General features: G+C 70.7%; 15 protein-coding genes. 6 read left to right on the plus strand and 9 right to left on the minus strand.

Features of this window, described 5'->3' with window-relative positions; genetic code table 11:
* The first annotated feature begins 391 nt into the window (after positions 1-391).
* The 4 genes from IEZ03_RS15850 (at position 392) to IEZ03_RS15865 (ending at position 5613) form a co-directional block, all read left to right on the plus strand.
* On the plus strand, positions 392-1030 hold the full coding sequence (locus IEZ03_RS15850) for a hypothetical protein (RefSeq protein ID WP_184883776.1): 639 nt from the start codon (positions 392-394) through the stop codon (positions 1028-1030).
* Positions 1027-3141: a bifunctional polysaccharide deacetylase/glycosyltransferase family 2 protein gene (locus tag IEZ03_RS15855; protein WP_229808325.1), complete on the plus strand. Its 2115-nt coding sequence runs from the start codon at positions 1027-1029 to the stop codon at positions 3139-3141. Before IEZ03_RS15850 ends, IEZ03_RS15855 begins: the two co-directional genes overlap by 4 nt.
* Positions 3138-5054: a glycoside hydrolase family 9 protein gene (locus IEZ03_RS15860; RefSeq protein ID WP_184883774.1), complete on the plus strand. Its 1917-nt coding sequence runs from the start codon at positions 3138-3140 to the stop codon at positions 5052-5054. The genes IEZ03_RS15855 and IEZ03_RS15860 overlap by 4 nt, the downstream gene beginning before the upstream one ends.
* Positions 5055-5244: 190 nt before the next feature.
* On the plus strand, positions 5245-5613 hold the full coding sequence (locus IEZ03_RS15865; protein ID WP_221480687.1) for a VOC family protein: 369 nt from the start codon (positions 5245-5247) through the stop codon (positions 5611-5613).
* Positions 5614-5777: 164 nt separating this feature from the next.
* On the opposite strand, the gene IEZ03_RS15870 is transcribed toward IEZ03_RS15865, so the two are convergent.
* Entirely contained in the window at positions 5778-6701 is a 924-nt protein-coding gene (locus IEZ03_RS15870) for a helix-turn-helix domain-containing protein (RefSeq protein WP_221480686.1), read from the minus strand.
* Here IEZ03_RS15870 and IEZ03_RS15875 point away from each other — a divergent pair.
* The gene (locus tag IEZ03_RS15875; protein WP_184883770.1) at positions 6685-7491 is read left to right on the plus strand and encodes an SDR family oxidoreductase; all 807 of its coding nucleotides are present in this window, start codon (positions 6685-6687) and stop codon (positions 7489-7491) included. The two genes, IEZ03_RS15870 and IEZ03_RS15875, sit on opposite strands and share 17 nt — an antisense overlap.
* A 37-nt stretch (positions 7492-7528) precedes the next feature.
* On the opposite strand, the gene IEZ03_RS37935 is transcribed toward IEZ03_RS15875, so the two are convergent.
* The 4 genes from IEZ03_RS37935 to IEZ03_RS15890 all read right to left on the minus strand — a co-directional run bounded on the left by IEZ03_RS37935 (position 7529) and on the right by IEZ03_RS15890 (position 9113).
* A complete protein-coding gene (locus IEZ03_RS37935) occupies positions 7529-7777 on the minus strand; it encodes a hypothetical protein (RefSeq protein WP_221480685.1) in 249 nt (82 codons plus the stop codon).
* The gene (locus IEZ03_RS37940; protein WP_221480684.1) at positions 7774-8025 is read right to left on the minus strand and encodes a hypothetical protein; all 252 of its coding nucleotides are present in this window, start codon (positions 8023-8025) and stop codon (positions 7774-7776) included. The genes IEZ03_RS37935 and IEZ03_RS37940 overlap by 4 nt, the downstream gene beginning before the upstream one ends.
* Before the next feature lie 228 nt (positions 8026-8253).
* Positions 8254-8616 carry a NucA/NucB deoxyribonuclease domain-containing protein gene (locus tag IEZ03_RS15885; protein WP_184883769.1) on the minus strand — a complete coding sequence of 121 codons (363 nt, stop codon included), beginning with the start codon at positions 8614-8616 and terminating at the stop codon, positions 8254-8256.
* 305 nt (positions 8617-8921) lie between these two features.
* Entirely contained in the window at positions 8922-9113 is a 192-nt protein-coding gene (locus IEZ03_RS15890) for a hypothetical protein (RefSeq protein ID WP_184883767.1), read from the minus strand.
* Between the two features lie 884 nt (positions 9114-9997).
* Here IEZ03_RS15890 and IEZ03_RS15895 point away from each other — a divergent pair.
* Complete coding sequence (locus tag IEZ03_RS15895) at positions 9998-11773, plus strand: ABC transporter ATP-binding protein (RefSeq protein WP_229808326.1); 1776 nt, start codon at positions 9998-10000, stop codon at positions 11771-11773.
* A 44-nt stretch (positions 11774-11817) separates the two neighbouring features.
* On the opposite strand, the gene IEZ03_RS15900 is transcribed toward IEZ03_RS15895, so the two are convergent.
* The 4 genes from IEZ03_RS15900 to IEZ03_RS15915 all read right to left on the minus strand — a co-directional run bounded on the left by IEZ03_RS15900 (position 11818) and on the right by IEZ03_RS15915 (position 15968).
* Positions 11818-12630 (minus strand): FadR/GntR family transcriptional regulator, encoded by an 813-nt coding sequence (locus tag IEZ03_RS15900; RefSeq protein ID WP_165965923.1) that lies wholly within the window; start codon positions 12628-12630, stop codon positions 11818-11820.
* Positions 12631-12893: 263 nt separating this feature from the next.
* A complete protein-coding gene (locus IEZ03_RS15905; protein ID WP_184883765.1) occupies positions 12894-13679 on the minus strand; it encodes an SDR family NAD(P)-dependent oxidoreductase in 786 nt (261 codons plus the stop codon).
* Between the two features lie 7 nt (positions 13680-13686).
* On the minus strand, positions 13687-14802 hold the full coding sequence (locus IEZ03_RS15910) for an acyl-CoA dehydrogenase family protein (protein ID WP_184883763.1): 1116 nt from the start codon (positions 14800-14802) through the stop codon (positions 13687-13689).
* Positions 14799-15968 (minus strand): acyl-CoA dehydrogenase family protein, encoded by a 1170-nt coding sequence (locus IEZ03_RS15915; RefSeq protein ID WP_184883761.1) that lies wholly within the window; start codon positions 15966-15968, stop codon positions 14799-14801. Before IEZ03_RS15915 ends, IEZ03_RS15910 begins: the two co-directional genes overlap by 4 nt.
* Positions 15969-16202: the final 234 nt, after the last annotated feature.

The raw sequence follows: 16202 nt of genomic DNA on the forward strand, positions 1-16202 counted from the left end.
CGACCGTCCTGACGCGCACGACGTGCGGCGCTTTACTAGAATTCTCTTCTAAGTGGTTGCGAACTCTTGACCCATTCTGGTCACCGTGCACGGCGAAAGCGGGGCCGGGATGCCCGCTAATGGATCTTCGAACATGCACTTTATTGCCTCTGAGGGAAGAATGTCCTCAAGTTCGGTTATGTCTAGAGTGTCACTCTCGATGGCGCTGACCTGGGATGACCTATTGATTGAGGCGGCAGATGCGGGTCCCGGTCGTCCAGGAGTGGCCGTATATCAAGGACGCCACAAGCGCGCGAGACGCCTGGGGGGCGCGGCCGCCAATGGCGATTCGAATGGGGTTCTGCTGCTAGGTTCCAGGACTTGGGGGAACTGTTTCCTGGGGAGTAACTAAATGCCCGACAAGCAAGAAGTGATCGATTCGAGGGACCGTTCCGCTTCGCCGGTCTTCGTGGATGTGACCGGGCGCCGCCGCAGGCGGCTGCGCCGGCTCGGCTATGCGGCCGCGGCCTTGTGCGGGGGCTACTCGATCATGATCGGCATCAGCCTGGTGGGCGGGCCGGTCACCCCGCAGACGCTGCTGCCGAGAGTGGGCGGGGGCGACGAGACCAAGGTCGTCCCGACTTCGAAGCACCGGCCGCCGGCCGACGACGGACCCGCGGCGCTGCCGCCGCCCCGGCCCTCCTGGCCCGTCCGGGGGACGCCCGGAAGCGCGCCACCGCTGCCCCGGGTCTCCGGGAGCGCGCCCTCCGGGGCCGTGCCGTCCCCGCCGGCATCCGATGAGCGGCGCACGGGGCCGCGGGCCCCGGCCGTGACGCCGAGCCGGCCGGGCGGCACTCCGCCGGCGGCGCCGCCGGCGGACCCGGCGAGCCCGTCCGAGAGTCCTCCGGAGACCGGCGAGCCCGCCGCGGTCGACGAGCGGCGCGCCGACGTCGGGGCCGAGTCGACCGGCGCCGAACCGCAGGCGGCGGCCGCCACGCCCCTCACCGTCGAGAGCGACCCGACCGCGCCCGCGGCCGGAGCCCAGGGGTGAAGGCAGCGGTCCACGCGCTCCTTCGTCCACGGTGGCTGCTGACGGTCATGGCCTCACTGGCCTTCGCCTGCGCGCTGTTCGCCCACGGCCTGGTGAACGCGGAGTTCGGCGCGGACGGGAACGCGGCCCGGCCCCGCGGCGCGACGACGGTCCCGCGGGACGTCCGGACGGGCGGGCCCATCATCGGCGCCGGCGCGAAGCGATGGCAGTCCCGCGTACCGGACCGGACGGTCATCCTCACCTTCGACGACGGTCCCGACCCGGAGTGGACGCCGCAGATCCTCGATGTGCTCGACCGGCACAAGGTCCACGGCTCGTTCTTCGTCGTCGGCTCCAAGGTGACCCAGCACCCGGGCATCGTCGAGCGCATGCACAGGTCGGGCCACGAGATCGGGCTGCACACGTTCACGCACTCCGACCTCGCCACGGTGCCAGGCTGGCGGTTCGGCATGGAGCTGTCGCAGAGCCAGCTCGCGCTCGCGGGAGCGACGGGCGTGACCAGCGCCCTCGTGCGGCCGCCCTACTCCTCCACGACGGACGCGGTCGACGACAGCCAATGGAGGGTGCTGCGGGGCCTCAGCGACGAGGGGTACACCACGGTCCTCACCACGCTGGACTCCAAGGACTGGCAGCGCCCCCCGGTGGGCCGGATCGTCGCCAACTCCACACCGGCCGGCCACCGCGGCGAGGTCATCCTGATGCACGACGCGGGCGGCGACCGGTCCCGCACCGTCGCCGCGCTGGACCGGCTGATCCCGCGGCTGCGCGCACAGGGCTACCGCTTCGCGACGACCGCGGAGGTCATCGGCGAGTCGCAGGCGAACCCGCCCGCCGCGCGCGACCAGCACTGGCGCGGCGTCCTCCTGGTCGGGATCGTCGGGGTCGCGGGCGTCATCGTCTCCGTCCTGGCCCTGATCCTGCTGCTGGTGGGGGTGCTGATGGTCGTGCGGCTGCTGCTCATGGTGGTGGTGGCCGGCCGGCACGCGCGCATCCGGCGTCCGGCCCGCTGGTCGTGGGGGCCGCCCGTGACCGAACCCGTGTCCGTGGTCGTCCCCGCCTACGACGAGCGGGAGTGCATCGCCGACACGGTCCGGTCCCTGGTCCGCGGCACCCATCCGGTCGAGGTGCTCGTCGTGGACGACGGCTCCACGGACGGCACCGCCGACGTCGCCGAGTCGCTCGCCCTGCCGGGCGTGCGGGTGATCCGGAAACCGAACGGCGGCAAGCCCTCCGCCCTCAACGCCGGGATCGCCGCGGCCCGCTGCGACCTGGTCGTGATGATGGACGGCGACACCGTGTTCACCCGCGACACCGTGCGCAGGCTCGTCCAGCCGTTCGCCGACGGGCGGGTCGGCGCGGTGGCCGGCAACGCCAAGATCGCCAACCGGAACTCCATGCTCGGCCGGTGGCAGCACATCGAGTACGTCATCGGCACCAACATCGACCGCCGCGTGTACGACCTGCTGCACTGCATGCCGACCGTGCCGGGCGCGGTCGGGGCGTTCCGCCGGTCGGCCCTGCGCGAGGTGGGCGGGGTCAGCGACGACACCCTCGCCGAGGACACCGACCTGACCATCGAGCTCATCCGCGCCGGTTGGCGGGTGGTGTGCGAGCCGTCCGCGGTCGCCTACACCGAGGCGCCCTCCACGATCGGCCAGTTGTGGCGGCAGCGGTACCGCTGGTCGTACGGGACGATGCAGGCGATGTGGAAGCACCGGCGCGCGGTGCTCGAACGCGGCCCGTCCGGCCGGTTCGGGCGCTGGGGCCTGGCGCATCTCGCGATGTTCCAGGTGACGCTGCCGCTGCTCGCGCCGCTCGTGGACGTCCTGCTCGTCTACGGGATCCTGTTCCTCGACCCGGTCAAGACGGCCGCCGCCTGGGGGGCCGTCCTCGGCGTCCAGTTGATCGGTGCGTGCCACGCCTTCCGCATGGACCGTGAGAAGGCGCGCGTCCTGTGGGCCCTGCCCGTCCAGCAGTTCGTCTACCGGCAGCTCATGTACGCGGTCCTCATCCAGTCGATCATCACCGCGGCCGGCGGCATCCGGCTCGGCTGGCACAAGCTGCAGCGCACCGGCGGCCTGGACGCCCTCGTCAGCCAGAACCGCTCGTGACGCGGAGCAGGTCCGTTCCGCTCATCCTGGGCGGTACCCTCCTGCTCGCCGTGCCGGGCTGCCACACCTCGGGCGGCGCGGGCCCACCGGCTTCGCCGGGGCCTGACCGGGGCGCCAGGGTCCGCCTCGACCAGGTCGGCTTCCGTCCGGACGAGTCCAAGCGGGCATATCTGATGACGGCGGCGGCGCAGACCGGGGGGATCCGCTTCACGGTCGAGAACGCCGGGGGTCGGACCGTCCTCACCGGGGCCCCCGGACGGCGCACCGGCTCGTGGAACGCGGCCTTCCCGTCCGTCCGCGTCCTGGACCTCACACGGCTGACGGACCGGGGCACCTATCGCGTCGCGGTCAGCGGTCCGGGCGTGCGGGCGCACTCCCCCTGGTTCCGGGTCGGCCCGGCCGCGGAGGTGCTCGGGCCGCTGCTGCCCCGGCTGCTGCGGTTCTTCCAGGCCCAGCGGGACGGCGCCGACGTCGTCCCGGCCGTGCTCGGCCGTCGGCCGTGCCATCTGGCGGATCGGGCGGCCGCCGTGTACCAGCCGCCGCGCCACCGCAATGGTGGGCTCGTCCCGGTGCCCGGCGCCGCCACCGTCGACGTGTCCGGCGGCTGGGCGGACGCGGGCGATTTCCTGAAGTTCACCGCCACCGCGTCCTACTCCACCGCCGTTCTCTACTACGCATACCGTGCAGCGCCGTCCGAGCCGGGGCTGGCCGCCGAGGCCGACCACGGCCTGAAGTGGCTGGACAAGATGTGGGACGGGCGGACCGGCACCCTGTACGCGCAGGTCGGCACCGGCATCGGCGGCGCGGGGTACCTGTCCGACCACGATGTCTGGCGGTTGCCGGAAAGCGACGACATGCGGCGGGTCGGGCGAGGCGACCCCGAATACCTGCTGCGGTACCGCCCCGTCTTCCGCGCGGCCGCCCCCGGCGCGCCGATCAGCCCGAACCTCGCCGGCCGCGTCGCCGCCGCGTTCGCGCTCGCGGCGCAGACTCACGCCCGGGATGACCCCGGGGCAGCCCACCGAGCACTGGAACAGGCGGCGGACATTTATGCCCGCGCGGACACCGCTCCCGGCAAGGGCCTCGTCACCACCTTCCCGCACGAGTTCTACCCCGAGGAGTCCTGGACGGACGACCTGGAGTTCGGGGCGGTGGAACTGGCGCGGGCGGCGCGAGCCCTCGGCGACCGCCGGGCCGACGGCTGGCTCCGCCAGGCGGCGCACCGGGCCGCCAGAGCCCTGGAATCGGACGAGCGGAGTCCTTTGGGTGTCGGCGATGTCAGCGTGCTGGCCCACGCCGACCTGATCGAAGCCCTCGACCAGGGCGCCACCGGTCTCGGCATCGGCCGGGACGAGCTGGTCGCGGGCGTGAAGCACCGGCTCGACGCCGCCGCCGCGAGGGCCGCCCGCGATCCGTTCGGGGCGGGCGCGGATCCGGCGGTCTCCGACTCGGCCGCGACCAGCTTCGGCCTGGCGGGCACAGCCCTGCTCTACCGCCGGATGAGCGGCGGCACGTCCTACGACGCGCTCGGCACCGGGCAGCGCGGCTGGGCCCTCGGCGCGAACGCGTGGGGATCGTCGTTCGTCATCGGTGCCGGGACCACCTATCCGCGCTGCCCCCACCACCCGGTCGCCAACCTGACCCAGGGCGCCGTCCTCGAAGGCGCCGTCGTCAACGGCCCCAACGCCGTCACGGCCTTCCAGGACGCGGACGCACTCGACGGCATGCGCCCCTGCACGGTCGCCGGTCTCGCCCAGTACGACGGGCACGGCATCCGGTACGCCGACCGGATCGGAGCCTGGCAGAACGTCGAACCGGCGGACGACTACACCGCCGCGGCGATCCTCTCAACCGCCCTGGCGAACGCCCCTGATCCCGCGCCGGGGAGACCTGCCGGACGGCCCCCATCCTGAACCGGGAGTTCGGCCGGACTGGGGCTCGCGCCCCGGTCTTATTCAGGCACACCGTTTGACGACGAGCGCGGTCTGGGCGACCTCGGGCCAGGCGTGGTCGATGGTTAGTGAGCGTTGCTTCCGGCTGTCTCAGGTCTTATTGCTGCCGTCCGTGGGCACCTAGGTTGGCATGGCGCCCAGCCTTGGCTATGTGATCCTGTACGTTCGCGACCTTGCCGCCTCGATCGCCTTCTACCGGGACGTGGTGGGGCTCGCGTTCAAGTTCGAGGACGCGGGCTATGCGGAGTTCGCCACCGAGGCCATCAGGTTCGCACTTTACGAGCAGCGTCGCGCCGACTGGCTGACCGACAGCCGGACCGCGCCCGGCCCGGCGGCCGAGGTCGTCTTCATGGTCGAGGACGTCGACGCCGAGTCCCGCCGGCTCCGGGACCTGGGCGCCACCATCCTCAGCGGCCCCGCCGACCGGCCATGGGGACACCGGACACTGCACGTCGCGGACCCCGACGGCTTTGTCGTGGAGCTCGCGCAAGATATCCCGCGCCGTCGTCATCGGCGCTAGAACCGTCCACCGGCAGCACGGTGTCGACATCACCGACCGTCACCGAAGACGGTGATCGCATGCGCACGCTCATCGCCTCGGCGAGGCCAGCGGCTTCGAGTTCGACGACTAACCTTCCATCCGCGCCACGCGGACTGCGGCAGATGAGAATGGCCGGGCACGGCTCAATCAGTCAAGGTATCGCCGCGTGGGGTCTGAGGACGCGGCAGACTTTCGGAGCGGAGCAGTTTTGCCAGGGCGTGGGCCGATGCGCTGCCGGGCTCGGGCTGGTAGACGATGATCGCCTGGTCCTCGGCTCCGGCGATGGTGAGCGTCTGGCGGCGTAGGGTGAGGGGCCCGGCGTCGGGGTGATCGAACCGCTTGGTCTCGTTGCGGGATGGGCGTACGTCGTGTCTCGCCCACAACGAGCGGAAGTGGTCGTGATGCTGCAACTCGCTCACGAGGGCGGCGGTACGCGGGTCGCGTAGATCGGCCGTCGCCCGCAAGGCCGCGACCGTCTGTTCGGCGATGTCCGGCCAATCGGGGAACAAGCTGCGGGCGGCGGGGTCGAGGAAGACCTCGCGGACCAGGTTGCGGCCGGGTCGGTACATCGGGGCGAGCGCCATGGCCGCCTTGTTGGCCGCCGGCACATCGAAGCGGCGGTCGCGGACGTAGGCCGGGGTGTCGCCCCATGAGTCCAGCAAATGCTGTACCTCCGCGCCGACTTCGCTTGGCCCGGGTGGTTCAGTCGGCAGGCAGGCCAGGGCGCGCAGGTGCCTGGCAGCGTCGAGGTCGAGGCGCAGCGCCTTGGTCAACGCGTCCACGACTTGTGCGGACGGGTGCCGGTCCACGCCCTGTTCCAGTCTTGTCAGGTACTGGACGGAGATCCCGGCGAACCCTGCGAGTTCCTCGCGGCGGAGTCCGGTGACCCGGCGCCGGCCGTAGGAGGCAAGCCCTAGCTCGTCCGGACGCACGCGGGCACGGCGCGCCCGGAGGAACTCTCCGAGGAGGTTGTGGCGAGTCATCGCCCGTTCAGGGTATCCCTGCCGGGGTGCTGGCTGGCGATGCTGCGCAGCGGCAGGGTCGGAGACCATGAAGACATGGTTCATCACCGGTGCCTCACGCGGCTTCGGACGCACCTGGACAGCGGCGGCCCTCGAACGCGGTGACCGGGTCGCCGCGACGGCACGCCGACCCGAAACGCTCACCGACCTGGCCGAGACCTACGGCGACCGCATCCTGCCCATCGCGCTCGACGTGACCGACCGGGCTCAGGTCTTCGCCGCGGTGGACCGCGCCGCAAAAGCCTTCGGCGGCCTGGACGTGGTCGTCAACAACGCCGGCTACGGCCTGTTCGGCATGATCGAGGAGGTTACCGAGGAGCAGGCCCGAGCCCAGATCGAGACCAATTTCTTCGGCTCACTCTGGGTGACCCAGGCCGCTCTGCCGATCATGCGGACGCAGGGTGGCGGGCACATCGTCCAGGTCTCCAGCATCGGCGGCATCGCCGCCTTCCCGACGCTGGGCCTCTACAACGCCTCCAAGTGGGCCCTTGAAGGCATGAGCGAGGCCCTGGCCCAGGAGGTCGGCCCGCTCGGTATCAAGGTGACGATCCTCGAGCCCGGACCGTACGGCACCGACTGGGCCGGAGCGTCCGCGGCGCACACCGACCCGATCGCGGCCTACGAGCCGATCCGGCAGGCCCGCCGGGCCGGCGCCACCGCCCGCGCACCGCGCGACCCGTCGGTCACCGCGGATGTCGTCCTCAGCCTGGTCGACCTGCCAGAACCGCCGCTGCGCCTGTTCCTTGGCGGCTACCCCTACCCGATCGCCGAAAGCGTGTACCAGCAACGCCTCACCACCTGGCACCGATGGCGCGAACTAGCCGAAACCGAGTGACCCATCCGGCCACATCCCCTGACGCCCGGATTAGACCTCACAGGTCGAGGGACCGTCGGGTGGCGTCGACGGCGTCTTGCAATTCTGCGTAGGCCTCGGGATCGTCGATGCGGTCCATGTCCACGCCGCATTCCCTTTGCCATGTTCTGAGCAGCGACATGTCCGTGATCGGCTCGGGGAACGCGGCCGGGTCCAGGTCTGGGGCCCGTTGGACGATCATGTCGAACGGCTCGCCCGCGTCCTCGCCGGTGTGGAGGCATTTGTCGTCGTCGGCATAGACGATCACGCCGGCGGCGAAGCCCTTCGTCCATTCGTTGAAAGGGCGGCCAGGCTGGTGGCGGCGCGCATCGTGTCGCTGCCGTCCGGGTCGATGTCGTAGCGCCAGATCTCTCCCTCGCGGTCACCGGCGAGCACGAAGGTGTAGAGGATGAAATCGAAGTGGAACAGCGGGATCTGATGCCGCCAGCGAAAGGGGGTGGCCACCGACAGGGACAGATTGGCGAGCGCCTCGCCCGCGTCGTCCGGCCATGGCATGAGCCATCCGCTGCTGGGCCAGAGCCGCTCCAGGTCCCCATCCCTGGACGTGCAGCCAGACGAGTTGCTCGGCGATGCGGTCCACGTCGAACAACCGGTTGACCATGCCGGGCGGCTGCCCGCCGGCGGCGGCGGGCTCGGGCCAGGTCAGGCCCGCGGCCGTCGCCGCCGTGCGGTAGCCGTCCACCGCGTCCCGCAGGACGCGAAGATCATCGAGCATTACCGTCCTCAGGGCTTGGCGGGCGCCATGCACACGCTGGCCCCGGTCGGGGTGACCCGGAAGCCGAAGCTCGGCGCGTTCGCCTCCACCCAGGGCTTCACCGGCAGGACGATGAACCTGTCCGTGTCCTTCACCTTGCGCTCTCGGTAGAACTGGTTGATGTCGTCGCGCTGAGGCACCGCCTCCGCGGCGGGAACGGGCTTCAGGCTGGCCACCATGCCCGTCAGGTCGACCGCCTGGTTCGTGCTCCAGAACGGGAACTCGTCGCAGACGTCGCCGCGCGGCCGGCCGACACAGGCGTTCGGCCTGAACTTCGCCGTCTCGAACCAGCGGCGGCTGTAGTCGGCGGTGCGTGCGGCCTGGCCGTTCACGCTGCGCGCCGGCCAGAACCACTGGGGCCGTTACGGGGGCCGCGGGAATCCGTTGCCCATGGCGTCCACGATGTGGCGGCCGGTCTCCTTCATGGGAGCGAACTTGTAGTTGGTTCCTCCTGGGACGTAGACGGCGAAGTCATCGCCGCAGCCGGCCCAGGGGCTGGTCGGTCTCCCCTGTTGGGCCGCGCACGCCCGGTCCACGGTCGTCCTGAACCTGCTGTCGTCCCCGCTGGTCCATGCGAACGGAGGCGCGTACAGGCCGGTCAGATCCTTAGTGATCTTTACCGTCTCGGCGTAGACCTTCAGGCTGTTGTGGTCGCGCCCCAGCTCGCCCTGGCCGAGTTCGCGGTGATGTTCCCGACGGTCAGGCCGGGAACGTCGCTCGGCGGGATCAGGTCGACCACGGTGAAGGAGCGCTCGATCCGCGCGGTGCGCTTGGGGTCGCGTTCGGCGCGGGCGCACAGCTTGTTCGAACCCAGGTGCGGCGGCCGCATGCTCGCCGTCCATGACGAGGCCCCAGGCCGCCACGCCGTCCGGCGGCGGGCCGATCGTGAACTCGGGCACGGCCACGCACTCGTCCGTGACGTCCACGATGTCGCGTGCTTGTGGAGGATGCCGTTGACCTCGATCTTTCCGTGTTCGTCCAACGGCGACCCGGCCGCCCTCCGCCGGCTCGTCGACCCGCAGCCGGATGGAGGCGTGGTTCTCCTCCGGCTCGGTCATGCCGGCGCACCACCCGCCCTGCGGCGCGTCCTCCGCATCGGCGGCCGCCTCGCCGGCCCGCAGGCCGGCCGGCGAGCCGGGCAGGAGCGCCAGCCCGACCGATAAGGCGACCAAGATCGCGCATAAGCGTTGACCTGCGTATCGACGGTGCATTCGGCCACTCCCGGCAATCGACCACACAAATGGGACAAATTGGCTGCCGTGACTATAGATCGACCAGCTTGGGGTGACTCGCCGCTGTGGCGGCCACGTCCGGCCACAAACACCGTTTGCCCGAAAGCGGGCACTGCCTACAGGCCATCACTCACTCGCCGTGACGCATACCGGATGGGCTGGAAAATGGAGCACTGCGTATCGCTCAGAGTTCTTTCTGTGAGCAAACATCCTGCATTGATATGATTACGTCCGGGCGATCATCCGTGTTGCTTCAGATCGCCCACTCAGGTTCAGTGCGCCTTTACCTCTGAGGACGATCGCGCACCAGCATCTGCGCCCGCGAAATTCGTTCGCCCCAGCCGGGCGGTCTGAGGCAGCATGGGAGGGCAGCGGGTGGTGTGGAGGGCGGGTGGGCGTGCTAGGAGTACGAGGTGGCTCCAGGGGCGGCCGGTCGGCCCGGCAGCGAGCGGTTCTGCTGGCCCTGCGCTATTACTGCGATGTGCTGCGCCGTCAGTGGCGTATCTCGATTCCGGCGATGACATTACCGGCGCTCGGGAATACCTGTCTGTTCTACCTGACACCGCTGGTGGTGGCCGCCCTGGTGGGGCACCTGGCAGACGGCGGGGAAAGCGACCTCGGCGCACTCCTGCCCTACGTTCTCGGCTTCGCCGGCCTGATGCTGGCGGGCGAGGCACTGTGGCGGGTGGGACTGCATTTCCTCAACCGAACGAACGGCCGGGGCATCGAACGACTCGGCATCATCGGCATGGACGAGTTGCTCGCCAAAGACGCCGCCTTTTTCCACGACAACTTCACCGGTTCGCTGACCAAACGGATACTGAGCTTCTCCGGCGGCTTCGAAAACTTCGCCGACACCCTCACTTTCGCGGTAGTGGCCAACGTGATCCCGTTGTCCTTCGCCTCGGTGATCCTGTGGCGCTACCATCCGCTTCTGGTCGTCGTCCTGCTGGGGCTGATCGTCTTCACCGGCTTCATCGTCACCCCGCTCATCCGCCGCCGGCAGGTGCTTGTGGACCGGCGCGAAGCGGCCAAGGTGCAAGTGTCGGGCCACGTCGCCGACGTGCTCACCAACATGGAGACGGTCCGCGCGTTCGCCGCCGAACAGCGCGAAGCCGCCGAGTTCCGTGGCCGGGTCGCCGAACAGCACCGCCTGTCGTTGCGCTCCTGGGATTACGCCAACCTGCGGGTAGACACGATCGTCGCTCCGATGTCGATTCTGACCAGCGCCCTGGGCCTCCTGGTAGCGGTGGGTCTTCGCGGCGGACTCGGCGTGGAGGCCATCGTGGTGACGTTCTCCTACTACACCAACGCCACACGGATCATGTTCGAGTTCAACCAGATCTACCGGCGGCTGGAGAGCACGCTCACCGAGAGCGCGCAGTTCACCGAACTGCTCGCGATACCGCCGACCGTCGTTGACCCGCCCGACCCGCAGCCGCTGCGTCCCGTCGACGCCTCGGTCCGCTTCGAACGGGTGCTCTTCGCGCACGGCGACGGCCCGCCCCTGTTCGAGAAGCTGGACCTGGAGATTCCCGGCGGCGCCAAGATCGGCCTGGTGGGCCGGTCCGGCGGCGGCAAGACCACCCTCACCCGGCTGCTGCTGCGCCTGATGGACGTCGATGGCGGCCGGATCCTCGTCGGCGGCCAGGACATCGCGCGCCTGCGCCAGAGCGACCTGCGCAACCTGATCGCGTACGTCCCGCAGGACCCCGCCATGTTCCACCGGTCCGTGCGCGAGAACATCGCCTTCGCCCGGCCGGGTGCCACCGAGGCCGAGATCCGCCGGGCCGCGCGGGCGGCGCACGTCACCGAGTTCGTCGAGAGCCTCCCGGACGGGTTCGACACGCTGGTCGGCGAGCGAGGCGTCAAGCTCTCCGGCGGTCAGCGGCAACGCGTCGCCCTCGCGCGTGCCATCCTCCGAGACGCCCCGATCCTGCTCCTGGACGAGGCGACGAGCGCGCTGGACTCCGAGAGCGAACTGCTCGTCCAAGAGGCCCTGTGGCACCTGATGCGCGACCGCACCGCACTGGTCGTCGCCCACCGCCTCAGCACCGTCGTCCGCATGGACCGCCTGGTCGTCCTCGACCGCGGCCGCATCCTCGAGGAGGGCTCCCACCACGAACTCCTCCAGTCCGAGGGCCCTTATGCCCGTCTCTGGCACCACCAGTCCGGCGGCTTCCTCACCGAACAAGCCATCCCGGACACCGCGACCACCGCCCAGCACAACCGAAGCTCCCAACCCACGACCGGCTAACCCGCCGCCAGTGCGCACTCGCGGTGCGGAGCGTGCGGAGTCGGTCAGCCGCGGGGGGTGCCGCGGCGGCCTCCGCGGTCGATGGCGCGTACCTGGCCGCCTCTGGAGACCACGAACGGGGTGGCCGCTCGGAGATGGCCGCGGGTGAGGCGTACGGCCTCCACATGGTCGCCGTTCTCGATCGCGCGGCTGATGCGCAGATGGGCGTTGATCACTTCGCGGCGGAGTTTGAGCGCGGGGTAGTCGCCCTCGTCCACCGCCGACCGGGCCCAGGTGATCTCTTGCGCGCTCCAGAGGCTCTCCAGGATGCCGGCGAGCACGTCGAGGGTGCTGTTGCCCGCGGCGACCACGAGCTCCTCGTGGAACCTGGTCGCCATGGCGGTGAAGGCCACGCCGTCCTCGAGCTCCCCCTCGTCCGGGGTGCACAGCGACGCGAGCTTCCTGCCGATCGACACGTGGCTGCGACGCCGCGCCGCCTCTTCGGCGCAGAGCGGTTCGAGCATGTTGCGCGCCGTGGCGAGGTCCGCCAGCGGGATCTTGCGGGAATGCAGGAGGAGGCCCACGTGGTAGGCGGCGGAATCGTGCGTCGGATGCAGCACGACCATGCCGCCGCGCTTCCCCCGCCGGACCTTCACCAGTCCTTCCGTCTCGAGGATCCGGAACGCCTCGCGGAGGCTGGGCCTGCTGACCTGGAACTCTTCGAGCAGCACCGCCTCGGTCGGGAGCTCGGAGCCGTCGGTGAGGTCCCCGTCGAGGATGCGCGCGCGCAACTGCGCCGCGACGGCCTCGGCGACACTGAGGCTCGTCAGCGGGGGTGGCCCACCGCTGATGCGGGGGACTTCGCGTTGCGGTGCCACTGTCCACGCTGCCTTTCGCCTGCGACTACCCGGTCCATGCAACATAAGATTGTAATCATTTACTCACCATAGGCAAACGGGCGTACCGTGGTGTTCACGGGTGCGGGACCCCGGTTCTGTGCGGGAGGCGGGTTCTGCGCGGGGCCTCGACCTCGACGCCTACGGCGATGCACGTCGGTACGGCGATGCACGTCGGACAAGGGCGACGCCTAACGCGGGCGTTGCGGCATCGGGGTGCCTCACCCTGTGATCCGGGGGATGGTTCAGAGTGTCTCGCCGCCGTCGATGGCTATCGTCTCGCCGGTGATGAAGCCGGCCTCCTCGCCGCTGAGGTACGCGACGAGCGAGGCGAGTTCCCCGGTGTCGCCGGCGCGGCCCGCGGGAACGCGGCGCAGCATCCTTTTGAGGCTCTCCTCGTTCTCGAACTGCGCCCTGCTCATCTCGGTCGGGAAGTGGCCCGCGGCAACGGCGTTCACCGTCACGCCGTACCTGCCCCACTCGCGCGCCAGGGACCGCGTGAGCTGCACGAGCCCGCCCTTCGCGGTGTCGTACGCCGAGGTGAAGGGGACGGTACGGCGCACGACGTTCGAGACGACGTTCACGACGCGCCCGTACCGGCGTTCGATCATGCCTGGGCCGAAGGCGCGCAGCACCCGCACGGCTCCGGTGAGGTGCACGTCGAGCACCCCGGCCCACTCGTCGTCGCTCACCGGCTCGTCGAAACCCGGGTGTCCGGTGACGCCCGGGAGGGGCACGAACGGCTTGTAGAGCAGCACACCGGCGTTGTTGACCACGATGTCCACGCGGCCGAACCGTGCCTCGGCCTCGGCTCGCGCGCGGTCGACCTGCTCGGACGAGGTGACGTCGACGGCCAGGCCGACGGCGTCGACGCCTTCCGCGGCGGCCAGTTCCGCCGTCTCCAGGACGTCGGCCTCGGTGCGCGCCAGCGCGACGATGCCGGTGCCCTGGGACGCCAGGTGCAGGCATATCGCGCGGCCCAGGCCGCGGCTGGCGCCGGTGACGACGGCGACCCGTCCCGTGCCCGTCATGCCCGCCTCACCACAGGCCGCCTTCTTGGCGTACCACGAGCGACCCGTGCAGTTCGCGCAGTCTGTTCGCGCGCTTGCCGCAGCGGAGCTGCATCGACTTCGCCCGGCGGAAGTGGTGGTGGAGGATGTGCTCCACGGTCGTGCCCACTCCCCCGTGCACCTGCGCTCCGGTGAGCACGGCCTCGACGTACGACCTGCCCGCGGCGAAGAGCGCCGCGCCGGCGATCGCCGTCTCGTGGGCTCCGGGCTCCGCCCGCGTCAGCGCCTCGTCGGTCAGCAGGCGGGCGCCGTCCACGGCGATGGCCATCCGGGCCAGGTGGTGGCGGACCGCCTGGAAGGCGCCGATCGGCCGGCCGAACTGGTGCCGCGTCTTGGCGTACTCCGTGCTCTGCGCGAGCACCTCCCCGGCTCCGCCGACCATGGCGCTCGCCCGCAGCAGGTTCGCCCGTGCCAGCGCGTACTCCGCGTCGGCGGCGGGCACGTCGTCCCGCAGCGCCGTGCTCGCGGGCAACTCGACTCCGTCCAGGTCGAGCAGGGACTCGCGCTCGTTGTCGACGCTGGGGACGGCGACGCCCCGCTCGCCCACGATTTCCGGCGGCAGCGTCGCCAGCAGCCAGCCGTCCGAGTCGGCGCGGGGCGCCAGCAGGACCGCGGTGTCGGCCGCGGTGAGCCACTCCACTACCGCGGCGGATCCGGAGAGCAGGAACGCCCCGCCGGCGCGGGCCCCCGCGCGCACGGTCCGGTCCGGGGGTGCGACCGCCGCCGCGGGGCTCCCGCCGGCGATGCGCGCCATCAGGTCGTCGGCCTGCTCGCCCGGCTCCAGCGAGGCGAGCAGCGTTCCGGTCCGCATGGTCTGCAGCAGCGGCGAGGCGTACGCCGCGCGGCCGATCTCACGGGCCACCATCGCCGCCTCGGCGAGGCTGCCGTCGCCGCCGCCGACCCTCTCGGGAAGGTTCACGGCCGTCCAGCCGAGGCCGGTCATCTGCTTCCAGCGGGCCTGCTCGTAGCCCTCCTCCGACTCCTCCTGCTCGTTGAGGTAGGAGTTGTCCGCGAAGCCGGACAGGAAGGACCGCGCGGTCGAGGCGAGTTCGGCCTCGTCCCGGGTGAGCATGTCGTCGGTCATCGCGGCAACCCCAGGCTCTGTGTGGCGATGATGTCGAGCTGGATCTCGTTGGCGCCGCCGCCGAACCGCCATACCGGCGACGACTGGAGCCCGTGTTCGAGGTGGCCGTGCGCCGGGGCGTGCTCGGAGCCGTGGGCGATCGTCCCGCGCTCGCCGATCAGGTCGAGCCCGGTGTCGCAGATGCGCTGCCTCAGCTCGCCCCACCAGATCTTGTTGGCCGACGCCTCGGCCTGCGGCACGCGTCCCTCGGCGAGGATCCGGGCCCCCCGCAGGGCGAACAGCCGGCAGATCTCGACGTCGACGGCGAGTTCGCCCATCGCCACCTGCAGCGCGTGCGCCTCGGGCGTGTCGCCGTCCAGCAGGCCGCTCTCCTCGGCCCAGCCGCGGAGTTGGCGCAGCTCCCAGCGCGGTTCGTTGTGGAAGAACATCCGCTCGAAGTTGAGCACGCAGACGACGACGGCCCAGCCCTCGTTCTCCTCGCCGATCCGCCAGTCCTCGTGGACGCGGACGTCGTCGAGGAACACCGCGTTGGTGCGCTCCCCGCCCTGCGTGAGGATCGGCTGGATCGTGATGCCCGGCGCGTCCATCGGGAGGACGAACAGGGTGATCCCCCGGTGCCTGTCCTCCTGCGCCCCGGTGCGGGCGGCCAGCCACAGATGGGTGGCGACGGACGCCCCGGTCGTCCAGATCTTCTGGCCGTTGATGACGTACTCGTCGCCGTCCTTCACGGCCCGCGTGCGCAGCGACCCGAGATCGCTGCCCGCGTCGGGCTCGCTGTAGCCGATCGCGAACTCGCGCTCGGCCGCCAGGATCGGGGGGAGGAGTTCGCGCTTGTGCTTCTCGTTGCCCATCAGCGCGATCGTGGGGCCGATCGAGTTGAGCGTGAGCAGGCCGTTGGGGAGCCGGCGGTCGTAGAGCTCCTCGCAGAACAGCCACTGCTCGATCCACCCGAGCCCGCGGCCGCCGTACTCCGCCGGCCAGGAGACGCCCAGCCACCCGTCGGCGGCCAGCCGTTTCAGGAACCGGCGGCCGTTCTCCCGGGGCTGCATCGGATCCTCGATGTTCTCCGCGCGGGTCGCCTCGACGAGCTCCGGGTCGAGGCCGTCGAGGTAAGCGCGCAACTCCGCCAGGAAGTCCAGGTGCTCGGGGCCCACCACTTCTCGCATGCAGGAGAGGCTAAGGCGCGCCCCGAGCCTTAGTCAACCGAATGGTCGGTTAAGCGGTGCCGACACTTGCGCCCCCGCCGGGGCTCTGACTCGGCGGTCGCAGCCTGGCTGCGCACCCGGTTCGCGATTCGACGCCGAGGCTCGGCACCTCGCGAACCACACGGTGAGCTGCCGACCGGTCACGCGCGTGAGCCCACCACCTGCAGAGACTTGTCAACCAACTAATCGGTTGGA

This window comes from Actinomadura livida (genome assembly GCF_014648675.1).
Classification (GTDB): Bacteria; Actinomycetota; Actinomycetes; order Streptosporangiales; family Streptosporangiaceae; genus Spirillospora; species Spirillospora livida.

Bases quoted from the DNA above. Each gene is read 5' to 3' on its own strand.
- IEZ03_RS15850 (WP_184883776.1), top strand. From the start codon at position 392: ATGCCCGACAAGCAAGAAGTGATCGATTCGAGGGACCGTTCCGCTTCG.
- IEZ03_RS15875 (WP_184883770.1), top strand. From the start codon at position 6,685: ATGAAGACATGGTTCATCACCGGTGCCTCACGCGGCTTCGGACGCACC.
- IEZ03_RS15870 (WP_221480686.1), bottom strand. From the start codon at position 6,701: ATGAACCATGTCTTCATGGTCTCCGACCCTGCCGCTGCGCAGCATCGC.
- IEZ03_RS37940 (WP_221480684.1), bottom strand. From the start codon at position 8,025: ATGCCATGGCCGGACGACGCGGGCGAGGCGCTCGCCAATCTGTCCCTG.
- IEZ03_RS15890 (WP_184883767.1), bottom strand. From the start codon at position 9,113: ATGCGGCCGCCGCACCTGGGTTCGAACAAGCTGTGCGCCCGCGCCGAA.
- IEZ03_RS15905 (WP_184883765.1), bottom strand. From the start codon at position 13,679: ATGACGGGCACGGGACGGGTCGCCGTCGTCACCGGCGCCAGCCGCGGC.
- IEZ03_RS15910 (WP_184883763.1), bottom strand. From the start codon at position 14,802: ATGACCGACGACATGCTCACCCGGGACGAGGCCGAACTCGCCTCGACC.
- IEZ03_RS15915 (WP_184883761.1), bottom strand. From the start codon at position 15,968: ATGCGAGAAGTGGTGGGCCCCGAGCACCTGGACTTCCTGGCGGAGTTG.